The organism is Pantoea phytostimulans, assembly GCF_046118715.1.
GTDB lineage: Bacteria > Pseudomonadota > Gammaproteobacteria > Enterobacterales > Enterobacteriaceae > Pantoea > Pantoea phytostimulans.
This window is the reverse complement of sequence record NZ_CP173698.1, coordinates 2,672,992-2,697,914: the sequence shown is the minus strand read 5'-3', so window position 1 is coordinate 2,697,914 and position 24,923 is coordinate 2,672,992. Positions and strand designations below refer to the sequence as shown.

At 49.8% G+C, this 24,923-nt stretch carries 42 protein-coding genes; 41 read left to right on the top strand and 1 reads right to left on the bottom strand.

What is annotated here, in order from left to right; all coding sequences use genetic code 11:
- Positions 1-45: 45 nt before the first annotated feature.
- The 4 genes from kefG (at position 46) to slyD (ending at position 3,371) form a co-directional block, all read left to right on the top strand.
- Positions 46-597 carry a glutathione-regulated potassium-efflux system ancillary protein KefG gene (kefG, locus tag ACF2G4_RS12665; RefSeq protein ID WP_243079833.1) on the top strand — a complete coding sequence of 184 codons (552 nt, stop codon included), beginning with the start codon at positions 46-48 and terminating at the stop codon, positions 595-597.
- Entirely contained in the window at positions 597-2,402 is a 1,806-nt protein-coding gene (gene kefB, locus ACF2G4_RS12660) for a glutathione-regulated potassium-efflux system protein KefB (RefSeq protein ID WP_215845412.1), read from the top strand. Before kefG ends, kefB begins: the two co-directional genes overlap by 1 nt.
- A 23-nt stretch (positions 2,403-2,425) precedes the next feature.
- On the top strand, positions 2,426-2,620 hold the full coding sequence (locus ACF2G4_RS12655) for a YheV family putative zinc ribbon protein (protein WP_006120567.1): 195 nt from the start codon (positions 2,426-2,428) through the stop codon (positions 2,618-2,620).
- A 196-nt stretch (positions 2,621-2,816) separates the two neighbouring features.
- Positions 2,817-3,371, top strand: coding sequence for a peptidylprolyl isomerase (gene slyD / locus ACF2G4_RS12650; protein ID WP_054632984.1), 555 nt, complete (start codon positions 2,817-2,819; stop codon positions 3,369-3,371).
- 88 nt (positions 3,372-3,459) lie between these two features.
- Here the strand turns inward: slyD and ACF2G4_RS12645 are convergent, their stop codons facing one another.
- Positions 3,460-3,678 carry a SlyX family protein gene (locus tag ACF2G4_RS12645; protein WP_215845413.1) on the bottom strand — a complete coding sequence of 73 codons (219 nt, stop codon included), beginning with the start codon at positions 3,676-3,678 and terminating at the stop codon, positions 3,460-3,462.
- 277 nt (positions 3,679-3,955) lie between these two features.
- Here ACF2G4_RS12645 and fkpA point away from each other — a divergent pair, with 277 nt between their 5' ends.
- The 37 genes from fkpA to rpsD all read left to right on the top strand — a co-directional run bounded on the left by fkpA (position 3,956) and on the right by rpsD (position 24,900).
- Entirely contained in the window at positions 3,956-4,786 is an 831-nt protein-coding gene (gene fkpA, locus ACF2G4_RS12640; protein ID WP_215845414.1) for an FKBP-type peptidyl-prolyl cis-trans isomerase, read from the top strand.
- A gap of 164 nt (positions 4,787-4,950) precedes the next feature.
- Entirely contained in the window at positions 4,951-5,673 is a 723-nt protein-coding gene (locus tag ACF2G4_RS12635; protein ID WP_193405631.1) for a transcriptional regulator, read from the top strand.
- Positions 5,673-6,059 carry a sulfurtransferase complex subunit TusD gene (gene tusD, locus ACF2G4_RS12630; RefSeq protein WP_215845415.1) on the top strand — a complete coding sequence of 129 codons (387 nt, stop codon included), beginning with the start codon at positions 5,673-5,675 and terminating at the stop codon, positions 6,057-6,059. Before ACF2G4_RS12635 ends, tusD begins: the two co-directional genes overlap by 1 nt.
- A gap of 15 nt (positions 6,060-6,074) precedes the next feature.
- Positions 6,075-6,434, top strand: a complete 360-nt coding sequence (gene tusC, locus ACF2G4_RS12625) for a sulfurtransferase complex subunit TusC (RefSeq protein ID WP_215845416.1) — start codon at positions 6,075-6,077, stop codon at positions 6,432-6,434.
- Positions 6,435-6,443: 9 nt separating this feature from the next.
- Positions 6,444-6,731, top strand: coding sequence for a sulfurtransferase complex subunit TusB (gene tusB, locus ACF2G4_RS12620; RefSeq protein ID WP_243079830.1), 288 nt, complete (start codon positions 6,444-6,446; stop codon positions 6,729-6,731).
- Between the two features lie 124 nt (positions 6,732-6,855).
- Positions 6,856-7,230, top strand: a complete 375-nt coding sequence (gene rpsL, locus ACF2G4_RS12615) for a 30S ribosomal protein S12 (protein ID WP_003852912.1) — start codon at positions 6,856-6,858, stop codon at positions 7,228-7,230.
- Between the two features lie 96 nt (positions 7,231-7,326).
- Positions 7,327-7,797, top strand: coding sequence for a 30S ribosomal protein S7 (gene rpsG / locus ACF2G4_RS12610; RefSeq protein ID WP_243079829.1), 471 nt, complete (start codon positions 7,327-7,329; stop codon positions 7,795-7,797).
- A gap of 93 nt (positions 7,798-7,890) precedes the next feature.
- The gene (gene fusA, locus ACF2G4_RS12605) at positions 7,891-10,005 is read left to right on the top strand and encodes an elongation factor G (protein WP_003852908.1); all 2,115 of its coding nucleotides are present in this window, start codon (positions 7,891-7,893) and stop codon (positions 10,003-10,005) included.
- Positions 10,006-10,074: 69 nt separating this feature from the next.
- On the top strand, positions 10,075-11,259 hold the full coding sequence (tuf, locus tag ACF2G4_RS12600) for an elongation factor Tu (RefSeq protein ID WP_215845418.1): 1,185 nt from the start codon (positions 10,075-10,077) through the stop codon (positions 11,257-11,259).
- A gap of 164 nt (positions 11,260-11,423) precedes the next feature.
- Positions 11,424-11,618, top strand: coding sequence for a bacterioferritin-associated ferredoxin (gene bfd, locus ACF2G4_RS12595; RefSeq protein ID WP_215845419.1), 195 nt, complete (start codon positions 11,424-11,426; stop codon positions 11,616-11,618).
- Between the two features lie 106 nt (positions 11,619-11,724).
- A complete protein-coding gene (bfr, locus tag ACF2G4_RS12590) occupies positions 11,725-12,198 on the top strand; it encodes a bacterioferritin (protein WP_332625958.1) in 474 nt (157 codons plus the stop codon).
- 486 nt (positions 12,199-12,684) lie between these two features.
- The gene (rpsJ, locus tag ACF2G4_RS12585; protein WP_001181005.1) at positions 12,685-12,996 is read left to right on the top strand and encodes a 30S ribosomal protein S10; all 312 of its coding nucleotides are present in this window, start codon (positions 12,685-12,687) and stop codon (positions 12,994-12,996) included.
- 32 nt (positions 12,997-13,028) lie between these two features.
- The gene (gene rplC / locus ACF2G4_RS12580) at positions 13,029-13,658 is read left to right on the top strand and encodes a 50S ribosomal protein L3 (RefSeq protein WP_243080098.1); all 630 of its coding nucleotides are present in this window, start codon (positions 13,029-13,031) and stop codon (positions 13,656-13,658) included.
- A gap of 10 nt (positions 13,659-13,668) precedes the next feature.
- Complete coding sequence (rplD, locus tag ACF2G4_RS12575) at positions 13,669-14,274, top strand: 50S ribosomal protein L4 (RefSeq protein ID WP_243080099.1); 606 nt, start codon at positions 13,669-13,671, stop codon at positions 14,272-14,274.
- Positions 14,271-14,573, top strand: a complete 303-nt coding sequence (gene rplW, locus ACF2G4_RS12570; RefSeq protein WP_215845421.1) for a 50S ribosomal protein L23 — start codon at positions 14,271-14,273, stop codon at positions 14,571-14,573. Before rplD ends, rplW begins: the two co-directional genes overlap by 4 nt.
- Before the next feature lie 17 nt (positions 14,574-14,590).
- Positions 14,591-15,412: a 50S ribosomal protein L2 gene (gene rplB / locus ACF2G4_RS12565; protein WP_215845422.1), complete on the top strand. Its 822-nt coding sequence runs from the start codon at positions 14,591-14,593 to the stop codon at positions 15,410-15,412.
- Positions 15,413-15,428: 16 nt separating this feature from the next.
- Positions 15,429-15,707 (top strand): 30S ribosomal protein S19, encoded by a 279-nt coding sequence (gene rpsS / locus ACF2G4_RS12560; protein ID WP_001138115.1) that lies wholly within the window; start codon positions 15,429-15,431, stop codon positions 15,705-15,707.
- 13 nt (positions 15,708-15,720) lie between these two features.
- Positions 15,721-16,053, top strand: a complete 333-nt coding sequence (gene rplV / locus ACF2G4_RS12555) for a 50S ribosomal protein L22 (RefSeq protein WP_046289651.1) — start codon at positions 15,721-15,723, stop codon at positions 16,051-16,053.
- A 17-nt stretch (positions 16,054-16,070) separates the two neighbouring features.
- Positions 16,071-16,769, top strand: a complete 699-nt coding sequence (gene rpsC / locus ACF2G4_RS12550; protein ID WP_215845423.1) for a 30S ribosomal protein S3 — start codon at positions 16,071-16,073, stop codon at positions 16,767-16,769.
- 12 nt (positions 16,770-16,781) lie between these two features.
- Entirely contained in the window at positions 16,782-17,192 is a 411-nt protein-coding gene (gene rplP, locus ACF2G4_RS12545; protein WP_008927134.1) for a 50S ribosomal protein L16, read from the top strand.
- Positions 17,192-17,383: a 50S ribosomal protein L29 gene (gene rpmC / locus ACF2G4_RS12540; RefSeq protein ID WP_003850146.1), complete on the top strand. Its 192-nt coding sequence runs from the start codon at positions 17,192-17,194 to the stop codon at positions 17,381-17,383. The genes rplP and rpmC overlap by 1 nt, the downstream gene beginning before the upstream one ends.
- Entirely contained in the window at positions 17,383-17,637 is a 255-nt protein-coding gene (gene rpsQ, locus ACF2G4_RS12535) for a 30S ribosomal protein S17 (RefSeq protein WP_067427355.1), read from the top strand. The genes rpmC and rpsQ overlap by 1 nt, the downstream gene beginning before the upstream one ends.
- 168 nt (positions 17,638-17,805) lie before the next feature.
- Complete coding sequence (gene rplN, locus ACF2G4_RS12530) at positions 17,806-18,177, top strand: 50S ribosomal protein L14 (protein ID WP_006120590.1); 372 nt, start codon at positions 17,806-17,808, stop codon at positions 18,175-18,177.
- A 10-nt stretch (positions 18,178-18,187) separates the two neighbouring features.
- Entirely contained in the window at positions 18,188-18,502 is a 315-nt protein-coding gene (gene rplX / locus ACF2G4_RS12525; RefSeq protein WP_243080100.1) for a 50S ribosomal protein L24, read from the top strand.
- Positions 18,503-18,516: 14 nt separating this feature from the next.
- A complete protein-coding gene (gene rplE / locus ACF2G4_RS12520) occupies positions 18,517-19,056 on the top strand; it encodes a 50S ribosomal protein L5 (RefSeq protein ID WP_003850155.1) in 540 nt (179 codons plus the stop codon).
- A gap of 14 nt (positions 19,057-19,070) precedes the next feature.
- Entirely contained in the window at positions 19,071-19,376 is a 306-nt protein-coding gene (gene rpsN / locus ACF2G4_RS12515) for a 30S ribosomal protein S14 (RefSeq protein WP_215845425.1), read from the top strand.
- A gap of 32 nt (positions 19,377-19,408) precedes the next feature.
- The gene (gene rpsH / locus ACF2G4_RS12510; RefSeq protein WP_243080101.1) at positions 19,409-19,801 is read left to right on the top strand and encodes a 30S ribosomal protein S8; all 393 of its coding nucleotides are present in this window, start codon (positions 19,409-19,411) and stop codon (positions 19,799-19,801) included.
- Positions 19,802-19,813: 12 nt separating this feature from the next.
- The gene (rplF, locus tag ACF2G4_RS12505) at positions 19,814-20,347 is read left to right on the top strand and encodes a 50S ribosomal protein L6 (protein WP_215845426.1); all 534 of its coding nucleotides are present in this window, start codon (positions 19,814-19,816) and stop codon (positions 20,345-20,347) included.
- Between the two features lie 9 nt (positions 20,348-20,356).
- Complete coding sequence (rplR, locus tag ACF2G4_RS12500; RefSeq protein ID WP_003850163.1) at positions 20,357-20,710, top strand: 50S ribosomal protein L18; 354 nt, start codon at positions 20,357-20,359, stop codon at positions 20,708-20,710.
- Between the two features lie 14 nt (positions 20,711-20,724).
- Positions 20,725-21,225, top strand: coding sequence for a 30S ribosomal protein S5 (rpsE, locus tag ACF2G4_RS12495; RefSeq protein ID WP_243080102.1), 501 nt, complete (start codon positions 20,725-20,727; stop codon positions 21,223-21,225).
- Between the two features lie 5 nt (positions 21,226-21,230).
- Complete coding sequence (gene rpmD, locus ACF2G4_RS12490) at positions 21,231-21,410, top strand: 50S ribosomal protein L30 (RefSeq protein WP_193405648.1); 180 nt, start codon at positions 21,231-21,233, stop codon at positions 21,408-21,410.
- Positions 21,411-21,413: 3 nt separating this feature from the next.
- Positions 21,414-21,848, top strand: a complete 435-nt coding sequence (gene rplO, locus ACF2G4_RS12485; protein ID WP_215845427.1) for a 50S ribosomal protein L15 — start codon at positions 21,414-21,416, stop codon at positions 21,846-21,848.
- A 7-nt stretch (positions 21,849-21,855) separates the two neighbouring features.
- Entirely contained in the window at positions 21,856-23,187 is a 1,332-nt protein-coding gene (gene secY / locus ACF2G4_RS12480; RefSeq protein ID WP_003850175.1) for a preprotein translocase subunit SecY, read from the top strand.
- Between the two features lie 32 nt (positions 23,188-23,219).
- A complete protein-coding gene (gene rpmJ, locus ACF2G4_RS12475) occupies positions 23,220-23,336 on the top strand; it encodes a 50S ribosomal protein L36 (protein WP_004160566.1) in 117 nt (38 codons plus the stop codon).
- A 146-nt stretch (positions 23,337-23,482) separates the two neighbouring features.
- Positions 23,483-23,839, top strand: coding sequence for a 30S ribosomal protein S13 (rpsM, locus tag ACF2G4_RS12470; RefSeq protein WP_003850176.1), 357 nt, complete (start codon positions 23,483-23,485; stop codon positions 23,837-23,839).
- A 16-nt stretch (positions 23,840-23,855) separates the two neighbouring features.
- Complete coding sequence (gene rpsK, locus ACF2G4_RS12465) at positions 23,856-24,245, top strand: 30S ribosomal protein S11 (RefSeq protein ID WP_004160563.1); 390 nt, start codon at positions 23,856-23,858, stop codon at positions 24,243-24,245.
- Between the two features lie 34 nt (positions 24,246-24,279).
- Positions 24,280-24,900: a 30S ribosomal protein S4 gene (gene rpsD, locus ACF2G4_RS12460; protein ID WP_215845429.1), complete on the top strand. Its 621-nt coding sequence runs from the start codon at positions 24,280-24,282 to the stop codon at positions 24,898-24,900.
- Positions 24,901-24,923: the final 23 nt, after the last annotated feature.

The window sequence follows — 24,923 nt, the reverse complement described above, 5'->3', positions numbered from 1 at the left end:
TGGTAGCGGAAAAGCGCACCAATGACGACGATTTGGAGGGTAACGATGTCGCAGCCACCGAAGATTTTGCTGCTTTACGCCCACCCGGAATCACAGGATTCGGTTGCTAATCGGATTTTGCTGCAACCGGCTCAGGCAATGGAACATGTCACGGTTCGCGATCTCTACGCGATCTATCCGGACTTTTTTATTGATATTCACCGCGAGCAAGAACTCTTGCGTGAACATCAGGTCATTGTTTTTCAACACCCACTTTATACTTATAGCTGTCCATCGCTGCTGAAAGAGTGGCTGGATCGCGTATTGTCGCGCGGGTTTGCCAATGGTATCGATGGCAATGCGCTGGAAGGGAAATATTGGCGCAGCGTGGTGACGACCGGGGAACCTGAAGGCGCTTTTCAAAGCCAGGGCCTGAATCGCTATCGCATGAATGACATCATGCTGCCGTTTGAGCTGACCGCGCAGATGTGCAGTATGCACTGGATGCCACCGATGATTATCTATTGGGCGCGCCGCCAGAATCCCGAGTTGATGAAAAATTATGCCCGCGCCTATGGCGATTGGCTGGCAGCACCGCTGTCGAATGGAGGGTTGTAATGGGAGGACAAACGCTGCTGACCGCAGGAGTGATTTATCTGGTTGCGGCGGTGCTGATTGTACCCGTGGCGGCTCGCCTCGGTATTGGTGCAGTTTTGGGGTATTTGGTGGCGGGCATCGCTATCGGCCCGTGGGGATTAGGATTTATTAGCGACGTCGAAGAAATTCTGCATTTCTCCGAACTTGGCGTTGTTTTCCTGATGTTTATCATTGGGCTGGAACTGAACCCTTCAAAGCTTTGGTCACTTCGTCGATCAATCTTTGGCGTAGGTGCCGCTCAGGTTATCTTCTCAGCCGCGATTCTTGGCACGCTGCTCTGGTTGAGTCATTTTGACTGGCAAGCTGCAGTGATTGGCGGGATTGGTTTAGCCATGTCCTCCACCGCAATGGCATTGCAGTTGATGCGTGACAAAGGCATGAACCGCAGCGAGTCAGGGCAGCTGGGCTTTTCTGTGCTGCTATTTCAGGACATCGCGGTTATTCCAGCGCTGGCATTGATTCCTCTTTTAGCCGGAACCGACAGCGGACACATCGACTGGCTAAAACTTGGCATGAAAGTGCTGGCGTTTGCGGGCATGTTGATTGGTGGCCGCTATTTGCTGCGCCCGATATTCCGTTACATCGCCGCTTCGGGCGTGCGTGAGGTGTTTACTGCCGCGTCGCTGCTGTTGGTGCTGGGATCGGCGCTGTTTATGGACGCGCTGGGTTTGTCTATGGCGCTTGGCACATTCATCGCCGGGATTCTGCTGGCGGAAAGCGAATATCGTCATGAGCTGGAAGTGGCTATTGATCCCTTCAAGGGCTTGCTGCTGGGCTTGTTCTTTATTTCCGTGGGCATGGCGTTAAACCTTGGCGTGCTTTATACCCATATCTTTACCATCTTACTCGGCGTGCTGATTCTGGTAGTGGTTAAAACGCTGGTGCTGTATGTGTTGGGCAGAATGTTCGGCTTGCGCAGTTCAGAGCGTCAGCAGTTTGCCGGTGTGTTAAGTCAAGGCGGTGAATTCGCCTTCGTGCTCTTTTCCGCCGCTTCATCGGCAAAATTGTTCTCTGGCGATCAGCTGCCGTTGCTGCTGGTGACAGTAACCTTATCAATGATGACCACGCCGCTGCTGATGAAAGGAATTGATCGGCTACTGGCGCGCCGTTTCAACGAAACGGATGAGAATGCAGAGAAGCATTTTGTTGAAGACGACCAGCCGCAGGTGATTGTGGTCGGTTTTGGACGTTTTGGTCAGGTTATCGGACGCTTGTTGATGGCTAATAACAAGCGGATTACCGTTTTGGAACGTGACATCAGCGCGGTCAGCCTGATGCGCAAATATGGTTACAAGGTTTATTACGGTGATGCAACTGAGCTGGAGTTGCTGCGTGCAGCAGGTGCAGCCAGCGCCCAATCCATTGTGATTACCTGTAATGAACCCGAAGACACTATGACTATTGTTCATCTTTGCCAACAGCATTTTCCGCAGTTGCAGATTTTGGCGCGCGCGCGTGGACGTGTTGAAGCTCACGAACTGCTACTGTCGGGCGTGACACAATTCTCACGTGAGACATTCTCCAGTGCGCTGGAGCTGGGCCGTAAGGCATTAATGTCGTTAGGCATGCATCCACATCAGGCACAGCGCGCGCAGCTGCACTTCCGTCGTTTGGATATGCGCATGTTACGTGAGCTTATGCCTAACCATGCGGACAGCGCGCAGGTTTCTCGTGTTCGTGAGGCGCGTCGTGAACTGGAAGATATCTTCCGCCGTGAGATGCAACAGGAGAAGCGTCAGCTGGATGGTTGGGATGATGACGAGTAAAAAGACAACACAGGCAGGACACAATGCGTAAACGATTTATTGCTGGTGCGGTCTGTCCGCACTGTCAGGAAAAAGACACGCTAGCGATGTGGCGTGAAAATAATGTTGATGTGGTTGAGTGTGTAAAATGCGGCCATCAGATGCGTGAGGCTGATAAGCAGGCTCGCGATCAGGTTCGCAGCAATGAACAAGTTATTGGAATTTTCCATCCTGAGTAGCGGAATGGCGCAGCTTTTTTTAAGCTTGAACTTACAGCGGGATTGAATTCCGTTACAATTGGCGCCATTAACGCTGAGGTCGCGAGAGAAAGTAAAACCCTCTCGTACCCAGCCCCGAACCTTTCTGGTTGGTGTTATTGCACGCAAAAATAGACCAATGAGACGGGATCTCAGCTCTCAACGGTTAGGAGATATCATGAAAGTAGCAAAAGACCTGGTGGTAAGCCTGGCCTATCAGGTACGTACAGAAGACGGCGTGTTGGTTGACGAGTCACCGGTGAGTGCACCGTTGGACTATCTGCACGGTCATGGTTCCCTGATTTCTGGTCTGGAAAACGCATTGGAAAATCACGTAGCAGGCGATAAGTTTGACGTGCATATTCCCGCTAACGATGCGTATGGTCAGTACGATGACAACCTGGTTCAGCGTGTACCAAAAGATGTATTTATGGGCGTTGACGAACTGCAGGTTGGCATGCGCTTCCTGGCAGAAACCGATCAAGGTCCCGTTCCGGTTGAAATCACCGAAGTGGAAGACGATCACGTCGTGGTCGACGGTAACCACATGCTGGCGGGTCAGAACCTGAACTTCAATGTTGAAGTGGTAGCGATTCGTGAAGCAACGCCGGAAGAATTGGCTCATGGCCACGTTCACGGTGCTGATGGTCATCACCACGACCATGATCACGACCATGACCATGACCACGGTAAAGGTGGTTGCGGTACGGGCGGTTGTGGCTGCAGCCACTAAGTAAAGCGTGATAAAAAGGCCACCTTCGGGTGGCCTTTCTTTTGGTATCGTAAGGGCTTGTCTCGTGACTGCGCGGGCCGCGCCAGACTTAATAATGAGGTGGCGGTGTTTCTTCCGATTGCGAAGCAATCATTGATGGCGCGCTGGCTTTCAGTTTATCCAGTAATATGCGCATCTGTTCGCGCATTTTTACCATTTCCAATTCGTGTTGCACCACGGTGGTGTTCAGTTGATCAATGGTCATTTCCTGAAAGGCCAGTTTGCTTTCCAGCGTTTCGAGACGTTGTTCCCACTCTGATTGTTGCATGACCCCTCCTCATAATATGGGTGATGTGATTGGCTAAGGGCGTGATTCTACGGCCTGACGGCACAGAATTACCCGATTTTTTACCATTCTCTGGCGTTACGCTTGAAAAAGCACATTACGGCATCATCTCTGATGAAACTTCCTGTCGCAAAAAAGGTCGGAGGTTAACCGGGTAATTACGTTGTGGGAGTGTTCGCCACTGCCACGTACAGTTATAGTGTGGGCCCTCAAGTCTGCAATGATTCCCGAGGTTAGAGGCTTCGGTTTTGGAGAAAGGATGAAATCACTGTTAAAAGTCACATTGTTAGCTACCACCATGGCCGTCGCGCTGAATGCTCCGCTGGCAATGGCTGCAGAAACTGCCGCTGCACCAGCAGCAGCAGCGACGTCTGCACCTCAGGCTCCAAAAAATGCGGCCTTCAAAAATGAAGATCAGCAATCCGCTTACGCGCTGGGCGCCTCGTTGGGTCGCTACATGGACAACTCCCTGAAGGAGCAGGAAAAACTGGGCATCAAACTGGATAAAGATCAGCTGATTTCTGGTGTTCAGGATGCGTTTGGTGGCAAAAGCAAACTGTCCGATGAAGAAATTGAGCAGACTCTGCAAGCATTCGAAGGCCGCGTGAAAGGCGCAGCCCAAGCGAAGATGGAAAAAGACGCAAAAGAAAATGCCGACAAAGGCGACGCTTATGCGACCAAATTTGCTAAAGAAAGCGGTGTGAAGAAGACTGAAAGTGGTCTGCTGTATAAAGTCGAGAAAGAAGGTACCGGTGACGCACCGAAAGACAGCGACACTGTGGTTGTGAACTACAAAGGTACATTGACTGACGGTACTGAGTTCGACAACTCGTATACACGTGGCGAGCCGCTGTCATTCCGTTTAGACGGCGTGATTCCTGGCTGGACCGAAGGTCTGAAGCACGTGAAAAAAGGTGGCAAGATCAAACTGGTTATCCCACCGCAGTTGGCTTACGGTAAAAACGGCGTTCCGGGTATTCCGGCAAACTCCACGCTGGTATTTGATGTAGAACTGCTCGACATCAAACCTGCACCTAAAGCAGATGAAAAAGCGCAGGCTCCTGCGGCTGACGCGAAAAAATCGCAGTAATCTGTTCACCGCCGCCTTCGGGCGGCGGTTTCATTTCCGCATCACCACAAACCTCTGGCATAAGCGGGCGACATTTGCCAGACTAGCGCCTGCATAACTATCCCAATATTGAGTCTGCCCTGCAGCGCTGTGACAGGCTCCAGCCACTTAGGGTGATGTCTTCAATGTCTAATCCATTCAATCCCGGCGAACTAAGCGACTTCGATCTTCTGGAGCAGCGTCCGTTCGAACAAAGCGATTACGATATCTTAAAGTCGTACGAGGCCGTTGTTGATGGTCTGGCGATGTTAATTGGCTCGCATTGCGAAATTGTCCTGCATTCTCTGGAAGACCTGAAATGTTCCGCCGTGCGCATCGCAAATGGTGAGCACACGGGACGTAAAGTGGGATCGCCGATTACCGATCTGGCGCTGCGCATGCTGCACGATATGCATGGCGCAGACAGCAACGTTTCCCGTGCCTATTTCACACGCGCCAAGAGTGGCGTGCTAATGAAATCGGTGACTATTGCCATTCGCAATCGCCAGCAACGTGTCATTGGTTTGCTGTGTATCAACATGAATCTGGATGTGCCGTTCTCGCAAATCATGTCGACGTTTATGCCACCCGAAATGCAGCAGGTTGATTCGAATGTTAACTTTGCCAGCTCAGTGGACGATTTGGTAATGCAAACGCTGGAGTTCACTATTGAAGAAGTGAGCGCCGATCGTAACGTTTCAAACAATGCTAAGAATCGCCAGATAGTGTTGAATCTGTACGAGAAAGGTATTTTTGACATTAAAGATGCCATCAACCAAGTCGCCGATCGCCTTAATATCTCAAAGCATACGGTTTACCTTTATATTCGCCAGTTCAAGAATGGCGATTTTCAGGGACAGGATCGTTGATGCGCTACACCTTGTTGGTGACAGGTCCTGCCTATGGTACGCAGCAAGCCAGCAGTGCGCTGCTGTTTGCCCGGGCGTTATTAGCGGCAGGGCATCACCTGGAAAGCGTCTTCTTTTATCGCGAAGGTGTGTTGAACGCTAATCAGCTCACTGCACCGGCAAATGATGAATATGATCTGGTGCGGGCCTGGCAGAAGCTAAGTAATGAAGAGGGCGTGGCATTGAACATTTGTGTGGCGGCGGCATTGCGACGCGGTGTAGCCGATGCGCAAGAGGCGGAGCGTTTACAGCTTTCAGGAAATAATCTGCAGCCCGGTTTTGAGTTAAGTGGTTTGGGTGCGCTGGCAGAAGCTGCATTGAGCTGCGACCGTCTGGTGCAATTTTAACAAGGTGCTTCTTTAATGAATCGCGTGGCTTTTGTTTTTACTCGCGGCCCACATGGTAGCAGTGCAGGGCGAGAAGGTTTAGATGCGGCATTGGCCACCGCTGCGCTCAGCGATCAGGTCGGCCTGTTTTTTATAGGTGATGGCGTGCTGCAATTAATGATGAACCAGCAACCTGATGCGATTCTTAGTCGTCACTATGCTGCAACGTTCGGCGTGCTAGCACTCTATGATATTGAACACTGCTATCTTTGCCTGGATTCCCTCAAGACGCGGGGACTGGCTGCTGAGCAATCGCGCATATTGGATGTAGAACTCGTTGCCGCTGCTGCGCTGCGTCAAAAGCTGGCACAGTATGATCGCATTCTGACTTTTTAAGAGAGACTCATGCTGCACACCTTGATGCATTCTCCTGCTTATAGCGATCTTGATACCTTACTTTTGCTCCTTAACGCTGAAGATGATGTCTTGCTCATGCAGGATGGCGTTTTCGCTGCATTGAATGGAAGTCGGGCGCTGGCACGGCTGTTAAGCACACCAGCAACCTTGTGGGTATTGGAAGAAGACCTGATGGCGCGCGGCCTGGCTGAACAAACTTCAACCAAAATACAGCCAGTGAACTATAATGGTTTCGTCGCGCTGACAGAAAAGCATTCACAACAAATGACCTGGTAATGAGGTAAAACCTGGTTATTTCTTGACACCCCTTTGACTCAGCCCTAAAATTCTGCCTCCTCGTAATTCTACGAGGCGATTTATTACGTGTTTACGAAGCAAAAGCAAATCCAGGAGCTATTTAATGGCAACAGTTAACCAGCTGGTTCGCAAACCACGCGTCCGCAAAGTTGCAAAGAGCAACGTGCCGGCGCTGGAAGCTTGCCCGCAAAAACGTGGCGTTTGTACTCGTGTGTACACCACCACTCCTAAGAAACCAAACTCCGCACTGCGTAAAGTTTGCCGTGTGCGTTTGACCAACGGTTTTGAAGTTACCTCCTACATTGGTGGTGAAGGTCATAACCTGCAGGAACACTCCGTGATCCTGATCCGTGGCGGTCGTGTAAAAGACCTGCCAGGTGTGCGTTACCACACCGTTCGTGGCGCGCTTGACTGCTCAGGTGTTAAAGACCGTAAGCAGGCTCGCTCCAAGTACGGCGTGAAGAAGCCAAAGGCTTAATGGTTCTCCGTTAAGTAAGGCCAAACGTTTTAAATTAAATGTCAAAATAAACTCATAGAGTTTTGGACAATCCTGAATTAACAACGGAGTATTTCCATGCCACGTCGTCGCGTCATTGGTCAGCGTAAAATTCTGCCAGATCCTAAGTTCGGATCAGAGCTGCTGGCCAAATTTGTAAATATCCTGATGGTAGATGGTAAAAAATCTACTGCAGAAACAATCGTTTATACCGCTCTTGAGACCCTGGCTCAACGTTCTGGTAAAAACTCCCTGGAAGCTTTTGAAGTAGCCCTCGAAAACGTGCGTCCGACTGTCGAAGTTAAGTCACGTCGCGTTGGTGGTTCTACTTACCAAGTACCAGTAGAAGTCCGTCCGGTTCGTCGTAATGCTCTGGCAATGCGTTGGATCGTAGATGCTGCTCGTAAACGCGGTGATAAATCTATGGCTCTCCGCCTGGCGAACGAACTTTCTGATGCTGCAGAGAACAAAGGTACTGCAGTTAAGAAACGTGAAGACGTTCACCGCATGGCAGAAGCCAACAAGGCGTTCGCTCACTACCGCTGGTAATAGCCACGTAGTTGTTGTTAAACCAGCGGGCGCTCAAAAAGCTAACCCGCTGGGTTCAACTTACTTTGAACGTCCGAGAATCAGAGGAATCAAATGGCTCGTAAAACACCCATTGCTCGCTACCGTAATATCGGTATCAGTGCGCACATCGACGCCGGTAAGACTACCACTACCGAACGCGTTCTGTTCTACACCGGTGTAAACCACAAAATCGGTGAAGTACATGACGGCGCAGCAACCATGGACTGGATGGAGCAGGAACAGGAACGTGGTATTACCATCACTTCCGCTGCGACCACCTGTTACTGGTCTGGTATGGCCAAGCAGTTTGAACCACACCACATCAACATCATCGACACCCCAGGACACGTTGACTTCACCATCGAAGTTGAACGTTCTATGCGTGTGCTTGATGGCGCGGTAATGGTTTACTGTGCAGTTGGTGGCGTTCAGCCACAGTCTGAGACCGTATGGCGTCAGGCTAACAAATATAAAGTTCCACGCATTGCGTTCGTTAACAAAATGGACCGCATGGGTGCTAACTTCCTGAAAGTTGTTAAGCAGATGGAAGTTCGTCTGGGCGCAACTCCAGTTCCTCTGCAGCTGGCTATCGGCGCAGAAGAGAAATTCACCGGTGTTGTTGACCTGGTGAAAATGAAAGCAATCAACTGGAACGACGCAGACCAGGGTGTAACCTTCGACTACGAAGATATTCCAGCTGATATGCAGGAACTGGCTGAAGAATGGCATGCGAAGCTGGTTGAAGCCGCTGCTGAAGGCTCTGATGAGCTGATGGAGAAATTCTTCGGTGGTGAAGAACTGACTGAAGAAGAGATCAAAACATCTCTGCGTAAGCGTGTTCTGAACAACGAAATTATCCTGGTAACCTGTGGTTCTGCATTTAAGAACAAAGGTGTTCAGGCGATGCTGGATGCAGTTGTTGAATATCTGCCAGCACCGACTGACGTTACCGCGATCAACGGTATGCTGGACGACGGTAAAGACACGCCGGCTGTTCGTCACTCTGATGACAACGAGCCGTTTGCTGCACTGGCGTTCAAAATCGCTACCGACCCGTTCGTGGGTAACTTAACCTTCTTCCGCGTTTACTCTGGTGTTGTTAACACGGGTGACACCGTCTTCAACCCGGTTAAGTCAAACCGTGAGCGTCTGGGCCGTATCGTTCAGATGCACGCTAACAAGCGTGAAGAGATTAAAGAAGTTCGTGCGGGTGATATCGCAGCTGCGATCGGCCTGAAAGATGTGACCACTGGTGACACCCTGTGTGACCCAGATAACGTCATCATCCTTGAGCGCATGGAGTTCCCGGAGCCGGTAATCTCTATCGCCGTTGAGCCAAAAACCAAAGCTGACCAGGAAAAAATGGGTCTGGCTCTGGGCCGTCTGGCAAAAGAAGACCCATCATTCCGCGTATGGACTGATGAAGAATCTAACCAGACCATCATCGCCGGTATGGGTGAATTGCACCTCGACATCATCGTTGACCGTATGAAGCGTGAGTTCAACGTTGAAGCAAACGTGGGTAAACCACAGGTTGCTTACCGTGAAGCGATTCGCAACAAAGTTACCGATGTTGAAGGTAAACACGCCAAGCAGTCTGGTGGTCGTGGTCAGTATGGTCATGTTGTTATCGACATGTACCCACTGGAGCCAGGTTCGAACCCGAAAGGCTACGAATTTGTCAACGACATCAAAGGTGGTGTGATTCCTGGTGAATACATCCCTGCGGTTGACAAAGGTATCCAGGAGCAGCTGAAATCAGGCCCTCTGGCTGGTTACCCGGTTGTGGATCTGGGCGTGCGTCTGCACTTCGGTTCTTACCACGATGTCGACTCCTCAGAGCTGGCGTTTAAACTGGCCGCGTCTATTGCCTTCAAACAAGGCTTTAAACAAGCGACACCTGTTCTGCTTGAACCTATCATGAAGGTTGAAGTTGAAACGCCAGAAGAGAACACGGGTGATGTCATCGGTGACCTTAGCCGTCGTCGTGGTATGCTCAAAGGGCAGGAATCTAACGCTACTGGCGTTCAGATTCACGCTGAAGTTCCGTTGTCTGAGATGTTCGGATACGCAACTCAGCTGCGTTCTCTGACCAAAGGTCGTGCTTCTTACTCCATGGAGTTCTTGAAGTATGACGATGCGCCGAACAACGTAGCGCAGGCCGTTATTGAAGCTCGTAGCAAATAAGGCTACGGTTTAAATTTGAACTGATGCCTTCATCCAAATGATGAAGGCATAACGTAAGGAATTATCGCCATGGCGAAAGAGCAATTTCAGCGTAACAAACTGCACGTAAACGTGGGCACCATCGGTCACGTCGACCACGGTAAAACCACCCTGACTGCAGCAATCACTACCGTTCTGTCTAAAACTTACGGCGGCCAGGCTCGCGCGTTTGATCAGATCGATAACGCGCCAGAAGAGAAGGCTCGTGGTATCACCATCAACACTTCTCACGTTGAGTATGAAACCCCGACTCGTCACTACGCACACGTTGACTGCCCAGGCCACGCCGACTATGTGAAAAACATGATCACCGGTGCTGCGCAGATGGACGGCGCGATCCTGGTTGTTGCTGCGACTGACGGCCCAATGCCTCAGACCCGTGAGCACATCCTGCTGGGTCGTCAGGTTGGCGTTCCTTACATCATCGTGTTCCTGAACAAGTGCGACATGGTTGATGATGAAGAGCTGCTGGAACTGGTTGAGATGGAAGTCCGTGATCTGCTGACTCAGTATGATTTCCCAGGCGACGATACTCCAATCGTTCGTGGTTCTGCTCTGAAAGCGCTGCAAGGCGAAGCTGAGTGGGAAGAGAAAATCATCGAACTGGCTGGATTCCTGGATACCTACATCCCAGAGCCAGAGCGTGCAATTGACAAGCCGTTCCTGCTGCCAATCGAAGACGTATTCTCAATCTCTGGCCGTGGTACTGTTGTTACCGGTCGTGTTGAGCGCGGCATCGTTAAAGTCGGCGACGAAGTTGAAATCGTTGGTATCAAAGATACCGTGAAATCAACCTGTACCGGCGTTGAAATGTTCCGCAAACTGCTGGATCAGGGTCAGGCTGGCGAAAACTGTGGTGTTCTGCTGCGCGGTATCAAGCGTGAAGACATCCAGCGTGGACAGGTTCTGGCTAAGCCAGGCTCAATCAAGCCACACACCCAGTTCGAATCAGAAGTTTATATTCTGTCGAAAGACGAAGGCGGCCGTCATACTCCGTTCTTCAAAGGCTACCGTCCACAGTTCTACTTCCGTACAACTGACGTGACTGGCTCAGTAGAGCTGCCAGAAGGCGTTGAGATGGTAATGCCGGGCGACAACATCAAAATGGTTGTTACCCTGATTCACCCAATCGCAATGGACGACGGTCTGCGCTTCGCAATCCGTGAAGGCGGCCGTACCGTTGGTGCGGGCGTTGTTGCTAAAGTTATCGCTTAATTGTGATTGCTTAAGTGGCTGTGTATTGCAGCCACTATGCAGAAAGAGCACTTCGGTGCTCTTTTTTTTTGCTCTTTTTCTAATTACCCCACAAAGCCTGGGTTTGAAATAAAAACTATTCGCATTTACACTACGTATAGAAAATGTACCAGAGTGAAGAGTAAATGTACGTCTGCCTGTGCAATGCCATCAGCGATAAAACTATCCGTGAAGCGGTTCGCCGCTACCAGCCAAAATCTATCCAGCAACTGCGCCAAATTGTCCCCGTGGGGAAGCAATGCGGGAAATGCATTCGTGCCACACGTGAAATAATGGACGAAGAGATGCAGCTTGTACCGCTGTACAAAGAAGCTATTTAAATTGCTGTTTTAAATTCCTGCTAAATACCCACAATATTTGTCGCGTTTTTTTGACTTCTTTTTATACGCATCTACGCTCAAGATAACTGGAAGCGGAGGAAGCAAAATGAAGGGCGACGTCAAAATCATAAGTCATCTCAATAAATTGCTGGGAAATGAATTGGTTGCTATCAATCAGTATTTTCTTCATGCGCGTATGTTTAAAAATTGGGGCCTGATACGCCTCAATGATGTCGAATATCATGAATCAATAGATGAGATGAAGCATGCGGACAAGTACATTGAGCGAATTTTGTTCCTTGAAGGTATACCCAACTTACAAGATCTAGGCAGACTTCGAATTGGCGAAGATGTTCCTGAGATGTTGAGCTCAGATTTGGCTCTTGAGCTTGAGGGAGCGAAGGATTTGCGTGAAGCCATTACCTACGCAGATAAAATTCATGATTACGTTAGCCGCGATATGATGATTGAAATTTTAGCTGAAGAAGAACATCACATTGACTGGCTAGAGACGGAACTCGATCTGATACAAAAATTGGGTATTCAAAATTACCTACTGGCACAAATAAAAGACGAATGAATCTGACTCAAACCAACACTACGCCAAGCCCGCGAATCATTGAAGATACGAAATCGCGGGCTTGTTAAGTGGTTAATCTTTTTAGCCTGCCAAAAAATCCCTCATTAAAATCTCTACATATTTTCGCTGCAGCACGCAGCTGCCTCAGAACAGGTATAGAGAAATTCACCTTAAGCTACCCATCAAATCACCCCTTCTTATGTTACCAGCCATGCAAAGGGGAGGAGTGAGCGGATAATATTTTCGTGAGAATGGGGGTTATAACAAGAACGCGGGTTGCTTCCTGAACAGATTTACGTATAATGCGCGGGCCTGCCGACATTGGTAGGCGCGATTCGAGCAGAATCGTAGACGGCAGAATTTTGGGCCGTCTGACAATACTCCCAATTGGGGAGTTATATGCTGAACGATTACACTCTCCCATCAATCGTAATGGGTTCGAGTAGTAATTTTTTTCGTCTATAAAAAGTTTGGAGCTCTGGTCTCATGCAGAACCAAAGAATCCGTATCCGTCTTAAAGCGTTTGATCATCGTCTGATCGATCAATCAACCGCGGAAATCGTTGAGACCGCCAAGCGCACTGGTGCGCAGGTTCGTGGTCCGATCCCGCTGCCAACCCGCAAAGAGCGTTTTACCGTTCTGATCTCTCCGCACGTTAACAAAGATGCGCGTGATCAGTACGAAATTCGCACTCACAAGCGTCTGGTAGACATCGTTGAGCCAACTGAAAAAACCGTTGATGCTCTGATGCGTCTGGATCTGGCTGCCGGTGTTGACGTGCAGATCAGCCTGGGTTAATCAGGTCATCGAGCGATTGAGAGGTTGAAACAATGATTGGTTTAGTCGGTAAAAAAGTGGGCATGACCCGCATCTTCACTGAAGATGGCGTATCTATCCCCGTCACCGTAATCGAAGTTGAAGCGAACCGCGTTACTCAGGTTAAAGCCCTGCAGAACGATGGTTACCAGGCAATTCAGGTTACCACCGGTGCTAAAAAAGCAAACCGTGTGAACAAACCTGAAGCTGGTCATTTTGCTAAAGCTGGCGTAGAAGCTGGCCGTGGCCTGTGGGAATTCCGCACCGCTGAAGGTGAAGAGTTTTCTGTAGGTCAGAGCATCAGCGTTGAGATTTTCGCTGAAGTTAAAAAAGTTGACGTAACTGGCACCTCTAAAGGTAAAGGTTTCGCTGGTACCGTTAAGCGCTGGAACTTCCGTACCCAGGACGCTACTCACGGTAACTCCTTGTCACACCGCGTTCCGGGTTCAATCGGTCAGAACCAGACTCCGGGCAAAGTGTTCAAAGGCAAGAAGATGGCAGGTCAGCTGGGTAACGAGCGCGTAACCGTTCAGAGCCTGGATGTAGTACGTGTTGACGCTGAGCGCAACCTGCTGCTGGTTAAAGGTGCAGTTCCCGGTGCGACCGGTAGCGACCTGATTGTTAAACCAGCTGTGAAGGCGTAAGGGGATAGCAATGGAATTAGTATTGAAAGACGCGCAGAGCGCGCTGACTGTTTCCGAAACTACCTTCGGTCGTGATTTTAACGAAGCGCTGGTTCACCAGGTTGTTGTTGCTTACGCATCAGGCGCCCGCCAGGGTACTCGCGCGCAGAAAACTCGCGCAGAAGTAACCGGTTCAGGCAAAAAGCCTTGGCGTCAGAAAGGCACCGGCCGTGCTCGTGCAGGTTCTGTTAAGAGCCCAATCTGGCGTTCAGGTGGTGTGACTTTCGCTGCGAAGCCGCAGGATCACAGTCAAAAAGTTAATAAAAAGATGTACCGCGGCGCGCTGAAAAGCATCCTGTCCGAACTGGTACGTCAAGATCGTCTGATCGTTGTCGAATCATTTGCTGTAGAAGCACCGAAAACCAAGCTGCTGGTACAGAAACTGAAAGACATGGCGCTGGAAGACGTGTTGATCATCACCGGTGAACTGGATGAGAATCTGTTCCTGGCTGCGCGTAACCTGTACAAGGTTGACGTGCGTGATGCAGCAGGTATCGATCCAGTTAGCCTGATCGCCTTCGACAAAGTCGTTATGACTGCTGATGCAGTTAAGCAAGTTGAGGAGATGCTGGCATGATCCGTGAAGAACGTCTGCTGAAAGTACTGCGCGCGCCGCATGTATCTGAAAAAGCATCTAGCGCGATGGAAAAAACCAATACCATCGTACTCAAAGTAGCTAAAGACGCGACTAAAGCAGAGATTTTTGCTGCTGTTGAGAAACTGTTCGAAGTAGAAGTTAAAGACGTAAACACCTTAGTTGTTAAAGGTAAAGTTAAGCGTCACGGACAGCGTATCGGTCGTCGTAGCGACTGGAAAAAAGCTTACGTCACCCTGAAGGAAGGCCAGAATCTGGACTTCGTCGGCGGCGCTGAGTAAGTCGGAGGAGAAAGACAATGGCAGTTGTTAAATGTAAACCGACATCTCCGGGTCGTCGTCACGTTGTTAAAGTGGTGAACCCAGAGCTGCACAAGGGCAAGCCGTTTGCCCCGTTGCTGGAAAAAAACAGCAAATCCGGTGGCCGCAACAACAACGGTCGTATCACTACCCGTCACATCGGTGGTGGTCATAAGCAGGCATACCGTCTGGTTGACTTCAAACGCAACAAAGATGGTATCCCGGCAGTTGTTGAACGTCTTGAGTACGATCCGAACCGCTCTGCGAACATCGCACTGGTTCTGTACAAAGACGGCGAGCGCCGTTATATCCTGGCCCCTAAAGGCCTGAAAGCTGGCGACCAGATTCAATCTGGCGTTGATGCTGCGATCAAAGCAGGTAATACCCTGCCGATGCGTAACATCCCAGTAGGTTCTACCGTTCATAACGTAGAAATGAAACCAGGCAAAGGCGGTCAGATTGCTCGCTCTGCTGGTGCTTACGTGCAGATCGTTGCGCGTGAAGGTTCCTACGTGACCCTGCGTCTGCGTTCAGGTGAAATGCGTAAAGTCGAATCTGACTGCCGCGCAACTCTGGGCGAAGTCGGTAACGCTGAGCATATGCTGCGCGTTCTGGGTAAAGCCGGTGCAACCCGTTGGCGTGGTATTCGTCCGACCGTTCGTGGTACCGCGATGAACCCAGTTGATCACCCGCACGGTGGTGGTGAAGGTCGTAACTTTGGTAAGCACCCGGTAACTCCGTGGGGCGTTCAGACCAAAGGTAAGAAGACCCGTAGCAACAAGCGTACCGATAAATTTATCGTACGTCGCCGTAGCAAATAATATTAGAGGATAAGCCATGCCACGTTCTCTCAAGAAAGGTCCTTTTATTGACCTGCACTTGCTGAAGAAGGTAGAGAAAGCGGTGGAAAGCGGTGACAAGAAGCCTTTGCGCACTTGGTCCCGTCGTTCAACGATCTTTCCTAACATGATCGGTTTGACCATCGCTGTCCATAATGGTCGTCAGCACGTTCCTGTCTTTGTTTCCGACGAAATGGTTGGTCACAAATTGGGTGAATTCGCGCCGACACGTACTTATCGCGGTCACGCGGCTGATAAAAAAGCCAAGAAGAAATAAGTAGGAGGAAGAGATGGAAACTATTGCTCAACATCGCCATGCTCGTTCTTCTGCTCAGAAGGTACGCCTGGTGGCTGACCTGATTCGCGGTAAGAAAGTGTCGCAGGCTCTGGATATTTTGACCTACACCAATAAGAAAGCTGCTGTATTGGTCAAAAAAGTCTTGGAATCTGCCATTGCTAACGCTGAACACAACGATGGCGCTGATATCGACGATCTGAAAATCACGAAAATTTTCGTTGATGAAGGTCCGACCATGAAACGCATTATGCCGCGTGCCAAAGGTCGTGCAGATCGCATCCTGAAGCGCACCAGCCACATCACTGTGGTTGTGTCCGATCGCTGAGACTCTGGAGACTAGCAATGGGTCAGAAAGTACATCCTAATGGTATTCGCCTGGGTATTGTAAAACCATGGAACTCTACTTGGTTTGCGAACACCAAAGAATTCGCTGACAACCTGGACAGCGATTTTAAAGTACGTCAGTTCCTGACTAAAGAACTGGCTAAAGCGTCTGTATCTCGTATCGTTATCGAGCGTCCAGCGAAGAGCATCCGTGTGACTATTCACACTGCTCGTCCGGGCATCGTTATCGGTAAGAAAGGTGAAGACGTTGAAAAACTGCGCACGGTCGTCGCGAAACTCGCTGGCGTTCCTGCACAGATCAACATCGCCGAAGTCCGTAAACCGGAACTGGACGCGAAACTGGTAGCTGACAGCATCACTTCACAGCTGGAGCGTCGTGTGATGTTCCGTCGTGCGATGAAGCGTGCTGTTCAGAACGCCATGCGTCTGGGCGCGAAAGGTATTAAAGTTGAAGTTAGCGGCCGTCTGGGCGGCGCCGAGATCGCACGTACCGAATGGTACCGTGAAGGTCGCGTGCCGTTGCACACTCTGCGTGCTGACATCGACTACAACACCTCAGAAGCGCACACCACTTATGGTGTAATCGGCGTTAAGGTATGGATCTTCAAAGGTGAGATCCTGGGTGGTATGGCTGCTGTTGAACAACCGGAACCGGCTGCTCAACCTAAAAAGCAGCAGCGTAAAGGCCGTAAGTAAGGAGAGTCGCTGATGTTACAACCAAAGCGTACGAAATTCCGTAAAGTGCACAAAGGCCGTAACCGCGGTCTGGCTGCCGGTACGGATGTCAGCTTCGGTACTTTCGGTCTGAAAGCTGTTGGCCGTGGTCGTCTGACTGCTCGTCAGATCGAAGCAGCACGTCGTGCTATGACCCGTGCAGTTAAGCGTCAAGGTAAGATTTGGATCCGTGTATTCCCGGACAAACCGATCACCGAGAAGCCGCTGGAAGTGCGTATGGGTAAAGGTAAGGGTAACGTTGAGTATTGGGTTGCCCTGATCCAGCCTGGTAAAGTCCTGTATGAAATGGACGGCGTACCAGAAGAGCTGGCCCGTGAAGCATTCAAGCTGGCAGCAGCAAAACTGCCTATCAAAACCACCTTTGTAACTAAGACGGTGATGTAATGAAAGCAACTGAGCTGCGTGAAAAAAGCGTTGAAGAGCTGAACACTGAGCTGCTTAATCTGCTGCGTGAGCAATTTAACCTGCGCATGCAGGCAGCATCTGGCCAGCTGCAGCAGACCCATCTGCTGAAGCAAGTTCGCCGTGATGTTGCACGCGTTAAGACTTTACTGACTGAGAAGGCGGGTTCGTAATGACCGATAAAATCCGTACTCTGCAAGGTCGTGTGATCAGTGACAAAATGCAGAAATCTGCAGTTGTCGCTATCGAACGTTTCGTGAAGCACCCAATTTACGGTAAATTCATTAAGCGTACGACCAAGCTGCACATCCATGACGAGAACAACGAATGTGGTATCGGTGACGTGGTTGAAATCCGCGAATGCCGTCCACTGTCTAAGACTAAGTCTTGGACGCTGGTTCGCGTTGTAGAGAAAGCGATTCTGTAATAGAATTCGCCCTCTTTAAAAATCTGATGAACGGCTCGCAAGAGCCGTTCATTTTTTCTACCCATCTGCGAGAACCGGTGTTATAATGCCGCGCCCTCAATTATGGGGCTTTCTAACGACCTGAGGTCTAGGTCCCGAAGTAGTAGTTGACATTAGCGGAGCACTAAAATGATCCAAGAACAGACTATGCTGAACGTCGCCGACAACTCCGGTGCACGTCGCGTAATGTGTATCAAGGTTCTGGGTGGCTCGCACCGTCGCTACGCAGGCGTCGGCGATATCATCAAAGTTACCATCAAGGAAGCAATTCCGCGTGGTAAGGTGAAAAAAGGTGATGTCCTGAAGGCGGTAGTGGTGCGCACCAGGAAGGGTGTTCGTCGCCCGGACGGTTCTGTCATTCGCTTCGATGGTAATGCATGCGTTATTTTAAACAATAACAGTGAGCAGCCTATCGGTACGCGTATTTTTGGGCCGGTAACTCGTGAACTTCGTACTGAAAAGTTCATGAAAATTATCTCTCTGGCACCAGAAGTACTCTAAGGAGCGAACAATGGCAGCTAAAATCCGTCGTAACGACGAAGTTATCGTGTTAACCGGTAAAGATAAAGGTAAGCGCGGTAAAGTTAAGAATGTCCTGTCTTCTGGCAAGGTCATTATTGAAGGTATCAACCTGGTGAAGAAACATCAGAAGCCGGTTCCGGCTCTGAACCAACCAGGTGGCATCGTTGAAAAGGAAGCTGCAGTGCAGGTTTCTAACGTTGCACTGTTCAATACGGCAACTGGCAAGGCAGACCGTGTAGGCTTTAGATTCGAAGACGGCAAAAAAGTCCGTTTCTTTAAATCTAATAGCGAAACTATCAAGTAATTTGGAGTAGTACGATGGCGAAACTGCATGATTACTACAAAGACGAAGTAGTCCAGAAACTCATGACAGAGTTTGGCTACAATTCTGTCATGCAAGTCCCTCGGGTCGAGAAGATCACCCTGAACATGGGTGTAGGTGAAGCGATCGCTGACAAGAAACTGCTGGATAACGCAGCAGCTGACTTGGCAGCAATCTCCGGCCAAAAGCCGTTAGTCACCAAAGCACGCAAATCAGTTGCAGGCTTCAAAATCCGTCAGGGCTATCCGATCGGCTGTAAAGTAACTCTGCGTGGCGAACGCATGTGGGAGTTCTTTGAGCGTCTGGTCACCATTGCTGTTCCACGTATCCGTGACTTCCGTGGCCTGTCCGCTAAGTCATTCGATGGTCGTGGCAACTACAGCATGGGTGTACGTGAGCAGATCATCTTCCCAGAAATCGACTACGACAAAGTCGATCGCGTTCGTGGTTTGGATATCACCATTACCACTACTGCGAAATCTGATGATGAAGGCCGTGCTCTGCTGGCTGCCTTTGACTTCCCGTTCCGTAAGTAAGGTAGGGTTACTTAATGGCTAAGCAATCTATGAAAGCACGCGAAGTTAAGCGTGCGAATTTAGCAGACAAATTCTTCGCAAAACGCGCTGAACTGAAAGCGATCATTTCTGATGTGAACGCTTCCGACGAAGATCGTTGGGATGCTGTTCTGAAGCTGCAGAGTCTGCCGCGTGATTCCAGCCCTTCACGTCAGCGTAACCGCTGCCGTCAAACAGGTCGTCCGCACGGTTTCCTGCGGAAGTTTGGGTTGAGCCGTATCAAGGTCCGTGAAGCCGCAATGCGCGGTGAAATCCCGGGTCTTAAAAAGGCTAGCTGGTAATTGTCACCAATTGAATCACGGGAGTAACACAGATGAGCATGCAAGATCCGATCGCGGATATGCTGACCCGTATCCGTAACGGTCAGGCCGCAAACAAAGTTGCGGTCATCATGCCCTCTTCCAAGCTGAAATTGGCAATTGCCAACGTGCTGAAAGAAGAAGGCTATATTGAAGATTTTAAAATCGAAGGCGACATCAAGCAGGAACTGGAACTTACTCTTAAGTATTTCCAGGGAAAAGCTGTTGTAGAAAGCATTCAGCGAGTAAGCCGTCCTGGTCTGCGCATCTATAAGAAAAAAGATGAGCTGCCAAAGGTAATGGCTGGTATGGGCATCGCTGTAGTTTCTACATCTAAAGGTGTCATGACTGATCGTGCAGCGCGCCAAGCTGGTCTTGGTGGCGAAATTATCTGCTACGTAGCGTAATCGGAGGATACTATGTCTCGTGTTGCTAAAGCACCTGTCGTTGTTCCTGCCGGCGTAGAGGTAAAACTCAACGGTCAGGTAATTTCGATTAAAGGTAAAAACGGCGAGCTGACTCGTACTATCAATGATGCTGTTGAAGTTAAGCATGCTGACAACGCTCTTACTTTCGCTCCACGCGAAGGTTTCGTTGATGGCTGGGCGCAAGCGGGTACTTCTCGCGCGCTGCTTAACGGAATGGTTATCGGTGTTACCGAAGGCTTCACTAAGAAGCTGCAGCTGGTTGGTGTAGGTTATCGTGCTGCCATTAAAGGCAACGTAGTTAACCTGTCTCTGGGTTTTTCTCATCCAGTAGATCACCAGCTGCCCGCGGGTATCACTGCAGAGTGTCCGACTCAGACTGAAATCGTACTGAAAGGTGCAGATAAACAGTTGATCGGCCAGGTTGCAGCTGACTTGCGCGCCTACCGTCGTCCTGAGCCTTATAAAGGCAAGGGTGTCCGTTACGCCGACGAAGTCGTGCGTACCAAAGAGGCTAAGAAGAAGTAAGGTAACACTATGGATAAGAAATCTGCTCGTATCCGTCGTGCGACCCGTGCACGTCGCAAGCTCAAAGAGCTGGGTGCTACTCGCCTGGTGGTACATCGTACCCCGCGTCACATTTACGCACAGGTAATCGCCCCGAACGGTTCCGAAGTTCTGGTCGCTGCTTCTACTGTAGAAAAAGCTATCACTGAACAACTGAAGTATACCGGTAATAAAGAAGCCGCAGCTGCTGTAGGTAAAGCTATTGCAGAACGCGCAATCGAAAAAGGCATCACTGGTGTTTCTTTCGACCGTTCCGGTTTCCAATATCATGGTCGCGTCCAGGCACTGGCAGATGCTGCTCGTGAAGCTGGCCTTCAGTTCTAAGGTAGAGGTCTAAGATGGCACACATCGAGAAACAAGCTGGCGAACTGCAGGAAAAACTGATCGCGGTAAACCGTGTTTCTAAAACTGTAAAAGGTGGTCGTATTTTTTCCTTCACCGCACTGACTGTAGTGGGTGATGGTAACGGCCGCGTTGGTTTTGGTTACGGTAAAGCGCGTGAAGTTCCAGCAGCGATCCAGAAAGCGATGGAGAAAGCCCGTCGCAATATGATTAACGTCGCGCTGACCAACGGCACTCTGCAGCACCCTGTTAAAGGTGCTCACACGGGTTCCCGCGTGTTCATGCAGCCGGCTTCTCAAGGTACCGGTATCATCGCCGGTGGTGCAATGCGCGCCGTCCTGGAAGTCGCTGGAGTACATAACGTTCTGGCTAAAGCATATGGTTCCACCAACCCGATTAACGTGGTTCGTGCAACGATTGATGGCCTGGGCAATATGAATTCTCCGGAAATGGTCGCTGCCAAGCGTGGTAAATCCGTTGAAGAAATTCTGGGGTAATCACGATGGCTAACACTATTAAAATCACTCAAACCCGCAGTGCAATTGGCCGTTTGCCTAAGCATAAAGCCACACTGGTTGGCCTGGGTCTGCGTCGTATTGGCCACACCGTTGAGCGTGAAGATACGCCTGCTGTACGCGGTATGGTTAACGCGGTTTCCTATATGGTTAAAGTGGAGGAGTAAGAGATGCGTTTAAATACTCTGTCTCCGGCCGACGGGTCTAAGCACGCACCTAAGCGTTTAGGTCGTGGTATTGGTTCTGGCCTCGGTAAAACCGGTGGTCGTGGTCACAAAGGTCAGAACTCACGTTCTGGCGGTGGCGTACGTCGCGGTTTTGAAGGCGGTCAGATGCCTCTGTACCGTCGTCTGCCGAAATTCGGCTTCACCTCTCGCAAATCAATGATCACCACAGAGATTCGTCTGTCTGATCTGGCGAAAGTTGAAGGCGGTATCGTAGACCTGAACACGCTGAAAGCGGCCAACATTGTCGGTGTGCAGATTGAATTCGTAAAAGTAATTCTGTCTGGTGAAGTTTCTACACCGGTAACGATTCGCGGTTTACGTGTCACTAAAGGTGCGCGTGCTGCAATCGAAGCTGCTGGCGGTAAAATTGAGGAATAAGTAGCAGATGGCTAAACAACCGGGATTAGATTTTCAAAGCGCCAAAGGCGGCTTTGGTGAACTGAAACGCAGACTTTTGTTTGTTATCGGTGCACTGATTGTCTTCCGTATTGGCTCTTTTATTCCAATCCCCGGTATTGATGCCACTGTACTTGCCAAACTGCTTGAACAACAGCGTGGCACCATCATTGAAATGTTTAACATGTTCTCTGGTGGTGCTCTTAGCCGTGCTTCTATTTTCGCACTGGGTATCATGCCGTATATTTCGGCATCGATAATCATCCAGTTATTGACGGTGGTTCATCCAGCGTTAGCGGAAATTAAGAAGGAAGGGGAGGCTGGCCGTCGTAAGATTAGTCAGTACACTCGTTACGGTACGTTGGTATTAGCCATATTTCAGTCGATTGGTATTGCTACCGGTTTGCCGAATATGCCTGGAATGCAGGGCCTGGTGATGAATCCGGGCTTTGCCTTCTATTTTACCGCTGTTGTGAGTCTGGTCTCAGGAACGATGTTCTTGATGTGGCTAGGCGAACAGATTACTGAACGGGGTATCGGTAACGGTATTTCGATCATTATCTTCGCAGGTATTGTTGCGGGTTTACCGCCGGCCATTGGCCATACCATCGAGCAAGCGCGGCAAGGTGACCTGCACTTCCTTCTGTTGCTGTTGGTTGCAGTTCTTGTATTTGCAGTGACCTTCTTTGTTATTTTCGTTGAGCGTGGTCAACGCCGCATTGTGGTGAACTATGCAAAACGTCAACAAGGTCGTCGTGTATACGCTGCACAGAGCACACATTTACCGTTGAAAGTGAATATGGCGGGCGTAATCCCAGCTATTTTTGCTTCCAGCATTATTCTGTTCCCGGCAACGATTGCATCGTGGTTTGGGGGCGGGACCGGTTGGAACTGGCTGACAACTATTTCGCTGTATTTGCAACCAGGACAGCCGCTTTATGTGCTACTCTATGCGACTGCAATCATCTTCTTCTGTTTCTTCTACACGGCGTTGGTTTTCAACCCACGTGAAACAGCAGATAACCTGAAGAAGTCTGGTGCATTCGTACCGGGAATTCGTCCGGGAGAGCAAACGGCGAAGTACATCGATAAAGTAATGACACGTTTGACCTTAATTGGCGCTCTGTATATTACTTTTATCTGCCTTATCCCGGAGTTCATGCGTGATGCGATGAAGGTCCCCTTCTACTTTGGCGGTACGTCACTGCTCATCGTAGTGGTCGTCATCATGGACTTTATGGCTCAAGTGCAAACTTTAATGATGTCAAGTCAGTACGAGTCTGCACTGAAGAAAGCTAACCTGAAGGGCTATGGCCGTTAATTCAGGTGGTTGAGAAGTTACGGAGAGTAAAAATGAAAGTTCGTGCTTCCGTCAAGAAATTATGTCGTAACTGCAAAATCATTCGTCGCGACGGTGTCGTTCGTGTGATCTGCAGTGCCGAGCCAAAGCATAAACAGCGCCAAGGCTGATATTGTCACATATTTTTCTTGCAAAGTCGGGTTGAGCTGGCTAGATTAGCCAGCCAATCTTTTGTATGTCAGTACGTTGCCATTTGAGTATCCTGAAAACGGGCTTTTCAGCATGGGACGTGCTTATTTAATAATAGGAGTGCATAGTGGCCCGTATAGCAGGCATTAACATTCCTGATCAAAAACATACCGTTATCGCATTAACTTCGATCTTCGGTATCGGTAAGACTCGTTCAAAAGCCATCTGCGCTTCAACGGGTATTGCTGAAAATGTTAAGATCAGTGAGCTGTCTGAAGAACAAATTGATCAGCTGCGTGATGCAGTTGCTAAATTCGTTGTAGAAGGTGATCTGCGCCGTGAAATCACCCTGAGCATCAAGCGTCTTATGGACCTTGGTTGCTATCGTGGTTTGCGCCATCGTCGTGGTCTGCCGGTTCGCGGTCAGCGTACTAAGACCAACGCACGTACCCGTAAGGGTCCGCGTAAACCGATCAAGAAATAATCGGGGTGAGTAAATAATGGCAAAGGCACCAGTTCGTGCACGCAAGCGTGTAAGAAAACAAGTCTCAGATGGCGTGGCTCATGTCCATGCTTCTTTTAACAACACCATCGTTACTATTACTGATCGTCAGGGTAACGCATTGGGTTGGGCAACCGCCGGTGGTTCCGGTTTCCGCGGTTCACGTAAATCTACTCCGTTTGCTGCTCAGGTCGCTGCAGAGCGCTGTGCAGAAGCGGTAAAAGATTACGGTATTAAGAACCTGGAAGTTATGGTTAAGGGTCCGGGTCCGGGTCGCGAATCAACTATTCGTGCTCTGAACGCCGCTGGTTTCCGCATCACTAATATTACTGATGTGACTCCTATCCCTCATAACGGTTGTCGTCCGCCGAAAAAACGTCGCGTATAACGCCCTCGTTTTTTAGGATAGTTGGAGAAAGAAAATGGCAAGATATTTGGGTCCTAAGCTCAAGCTGAGCCGTCGTGAGGGCACTGACTTATTCCTTAAGTCTGGCGTTCGCGCGATTGACACCAAGTGTAAAATTGAACAAGCCCCTGGCCAGCATGGTGCGCGTAAACCGCGTCTGTCTGACTACGGCGGTCAGTTACGTGAAAAGCAAAAAGTTCGTCGTATCTACGGTGTTCTTGAGCGTCAGTTCCGTAACTACTATAAAGAAGCAGCACGTCTGAAAGGCAACACCGGTGAAAACCTGTTGGCTCTGCTGGAAGGCCGTCTGGACAACGTAGTTTATCGTATGGGCTTTGGTGCAACGCGTGCAGAATCACGTCAGTTGGTAAGCCACAAGTCTATTTTGGTAAATGGCCGCGTTGTTAACATCGCTTCTTATCAGGTATCTCCGAATGATGTTGTTAGCATCCGTGAGAAAGCCAAAAAGCAATCTCGCGTGAAGGCCGCTCTGGAGCTGGCTGAGCAGCGTGAAAAGCCAACCTGGCTGGAAGTTGATGCGACTAAGATGGAAGGTGTGTTCAAGCGTATTCCTGAGCGTACTGATCTGTCTGCGGACATTAACGAACACCTGATCGTCGAGCTTTACTCCAAGTAAAGCTTAGTACCAAAGAGAGGACA

Bases quoted from the DNA above. Each gene is read 5' to 3' on its own strand.
- kefG (WP_243079833.1), top strand. From the start codon at position 46: ATGTCGCAGCCACCGAAGATTTTGCTGCTTTACGCCCACCCGGAATCA.
- kefB (WP_215845412.1), top strand. From the start codon at position 597: ATGGGAGGACAAACGCTGCTGACCGCAGGAGTGATTTATCTGGTTGCG.
- ACF2G4_RS12655 (WP_006120567.1), top strand. From the start codon at position 2,426: ATGCGTAAACGATTTATTGCTGGTGCGGTCTGTCCGCACTGTCAGGAA.
- slyD (WP_054632984.1), top strand. From the start codon at position 2,817: ATGAAAGTAGCAAAAGACCTGGTGGTAAGCCTGGCCTATCAGGTACGT.
- ACF2G4_RS12645 (WP_215845413.1), bottom strand. From the start codon at position 3,678: ATGCAACAATCAGAGTGGGAACAACGTCTCGAAACGCTGGAAAGCAAA.
- fkpA (WP_215845414.1), top strand. From the start codon at position 3,956: ATGAAATCACTGTTAAAAGTCACATTGTTAGCTACCACCATGGCCGTC.
- ACF2G4_RS12635 (WP_193405631.1), top strand. From the start codon at position 4,951: ATGTCTAATCCATTCAATCCCGGCGAACTAAGCGACTTCGATCTTCTG.
- tusD (WP_215845415.1), top strand. From the start codon at position 5,673: ATGCGCTACACCTTGTTGGTGACAGGTCCTGCCTATGGTACGCAGCAA.
- tusC (WP_215845416.1), top strand. From the start codon at position 6,075: ATGAATCGCGTGGCTTTTGTTTTTACTCGCGGCCCACATGGTAGCAGT.
- tusB (WP_243079830.1), top strand. From the start codon at position 6,444: ATGCTGCACACCTTGATGCATTCTCCTGCTTATAGCGATCTTGATACC.
- rpsL (WP_003852912.1), top strand. From the start codon at position 6,856: ATGGCAACAGTTAACCAGCTGGTTCGCAAACCACGCGTCCGCAAAGTT.
- rpsG (WP_243079829.1), top strand. From the start codon at position 7,327: ATGCCACGTCGTCGCGTCATTGGTCAGCGTAAAATTCTGCCAGATCCT.
- fusA (WP_003852908.1), top strand. From the start codon at position 7,891: ATGGCTCGTAAAACACCCATTGCTCGCTACCGTAATATCGGTATCAGT.
- tuf (WP_215845418.1), top strand. From the start codon at position 10,075: ATGGCGAAAGAGCAATTTCAGCGTAACAAACTGCACGTAAACGTGGGC.
- bfd (WP_215845419.1), top strand. From the start codon at position 11,424: ATGTACGTCTGCCTGTGCAATGCCATCAGCGATAAAACTATCCGTGAA.
- bfr (WP_332625958.1), top strand. From the start codon at position 11,725: ATGAAGGGCGACGTCAAAATCATAAGTCATCTCAATAAATTGCTGGGA.
- rpsJ (WP_001181005.1), top strand. From the start codon at position 12,685: ATGCAGAACCAAAGAATCCGTATCCGTCTTAAAGCGTTTGATCATCGT.
- rplC (WP_243080098.1), top strand. From the start codon at position 13,029: ATGATTGGTTTAGTCGGTAAAAAAGTGGGCATGACCCGCATCTTCACT.
- rplD (WP_243080099.1), top strand. From the start codon at position 13,669: ATGGAATTAGTATTGAAAGACGCGCAGAGCGCGCTGACTGTTTCCGAA.
- rplW (WP_215845421.1), top strand. From the start codon at position 14,271: ATGATCCGTGAAGAACGTCTGCTGAAAGTACTGCGCGCGCCGCATGTA.
- rplB (WP_215845422.1), top strand. From the start codon at position 14,591: ATGGCAGTTGTTAAATGTAAACCGACATCTCCGGGTCGTCGTCACGTT.
- rpsS (WP_001138115.1), top strand. From the start codon at position 15,429: ATGCCACGTTCTCTCAAGAAAGGTCCTTTTATTGACCTGCACTTGCTG.
- rplV (WP_046289651.1), top strand. From the start codon at position 15,721: ATGGAAACTATTGCTCAACATCGCCATGCTCGTTCTTCTGCTCAGAAG.
- rpsC (WP_215845423.1), top strand. From the start codon at position 16,071: ATGGGTCAGAAAGTACATCCTAATGGTATTCGCCTGGGTATTGTAAAA.
- rplP (WP_008927134.1), top strand. From the start codon at position 16,782: ATGTTACAACCAAAGCGTACGAAATTCCGTAAAGTGCACAAAGGCCGT.
- rpmC (WP_003850146.1), top strand. From the start codon at position 17,192: ATGAAAGCAACTGAGCTGCGTGAAAAAAGCGTTGAAGAGCTGAACACT.
- rpsQ (WP_067427355.1), top strand. From the start codon at position 17,383: ATGACCGATAAAATCCGTACTCTGCAAGGTCGTGTGATCAGTGACAAA.
- rplN (WP_006120590.1), top strand. From the start codon at position 17,806: ATGATCCAAGAACAGACTATGCTGAACGTCGCCGACAACTCCGGTGCA.
- rplX (WP_243080100.1), top strand. From the start codon at position 18,188: ATGGCAGCTAAAATCCGTCGTAACGACGAAGTTATCGTGTTAACCGGT.
- rplE (WP_003850155.1), top strand. From the start codon at position 18,517: ATGGCGAAACTGCATGATTACTACAAAGACGAAGTAGTCCAGAAACTC.
- rpsN (WP_215845425.1), top strand. From the start codon at position 19,071: ATGGCTAAGCAATCTATGAAAGCACGCGAAGTTAAGCGTGCGAATTTA.
- rpsH (WP_243080101.1), top strand. From the start codon at position 19,409: ATGAGCATGCAAGATCCGATCGCGGATATGCTGACCCGTATCCGTAAC.
- rplF (WP_215845426.1), top strand. From the start codon at position 19,814: ATGTCTCGTGTTGCTAAAGCACCTGTCGTTGTTCCTGCCGGCGTAGAG.
- rplR (WP_003850163.1), top strand. From the start codon at position 20,357: ATGGATAAGAAATCTGCTCGTATCCGTCGTGCGACCCGTGCACGTCGC.
- rpsE (WP_243080102.1), top strand. From the start codon at position 20,725: ATGGCACACATCGAGAAACAAGCTGGCGAACTGCAGGAAAAACTGATC.
- rpmD (WP_193405648.1), top strand. From the start codon at position 21,231: ATGGCTAACACTATTAAAATCACTCAAACCCGCAGTGCAATTGGCCGT.
- rplO (WP_215845427.1), top strand. From the start codon at position 21,414: ATGCGTTTAAATACTCTGTCTCCGGCCGACGGGTCTAAGCACGCACCT.
- secY (WP_003850175.1), top strand. From the start codon at position 21,856: ATGGCTAAACAACCGGGATTAGATTTTCAAAGCGCCAAAGGCGGCTTT.
- rpmJ (WP_004160566.1), top strand. From the start codon at position 23,220: ATGAAAGTTCGTGCTTCCGTCAAGAAATTATGTCGTAACTGCAAAATC.
- rpsK (WP_004160563.1), top strand. From the start codon at position 23,856: ATGGCAAAGGCACCAGTTCGTGCACGCAAGCGTGTAAGAAAACAAGTC.
- rpsD (WP_215845429.1), top strand. From the start codon at position 24,280: ATGGCAAGATATTTGGGTCCTAAGCTCAAGCTGAGCCGTCGTGAGGGC.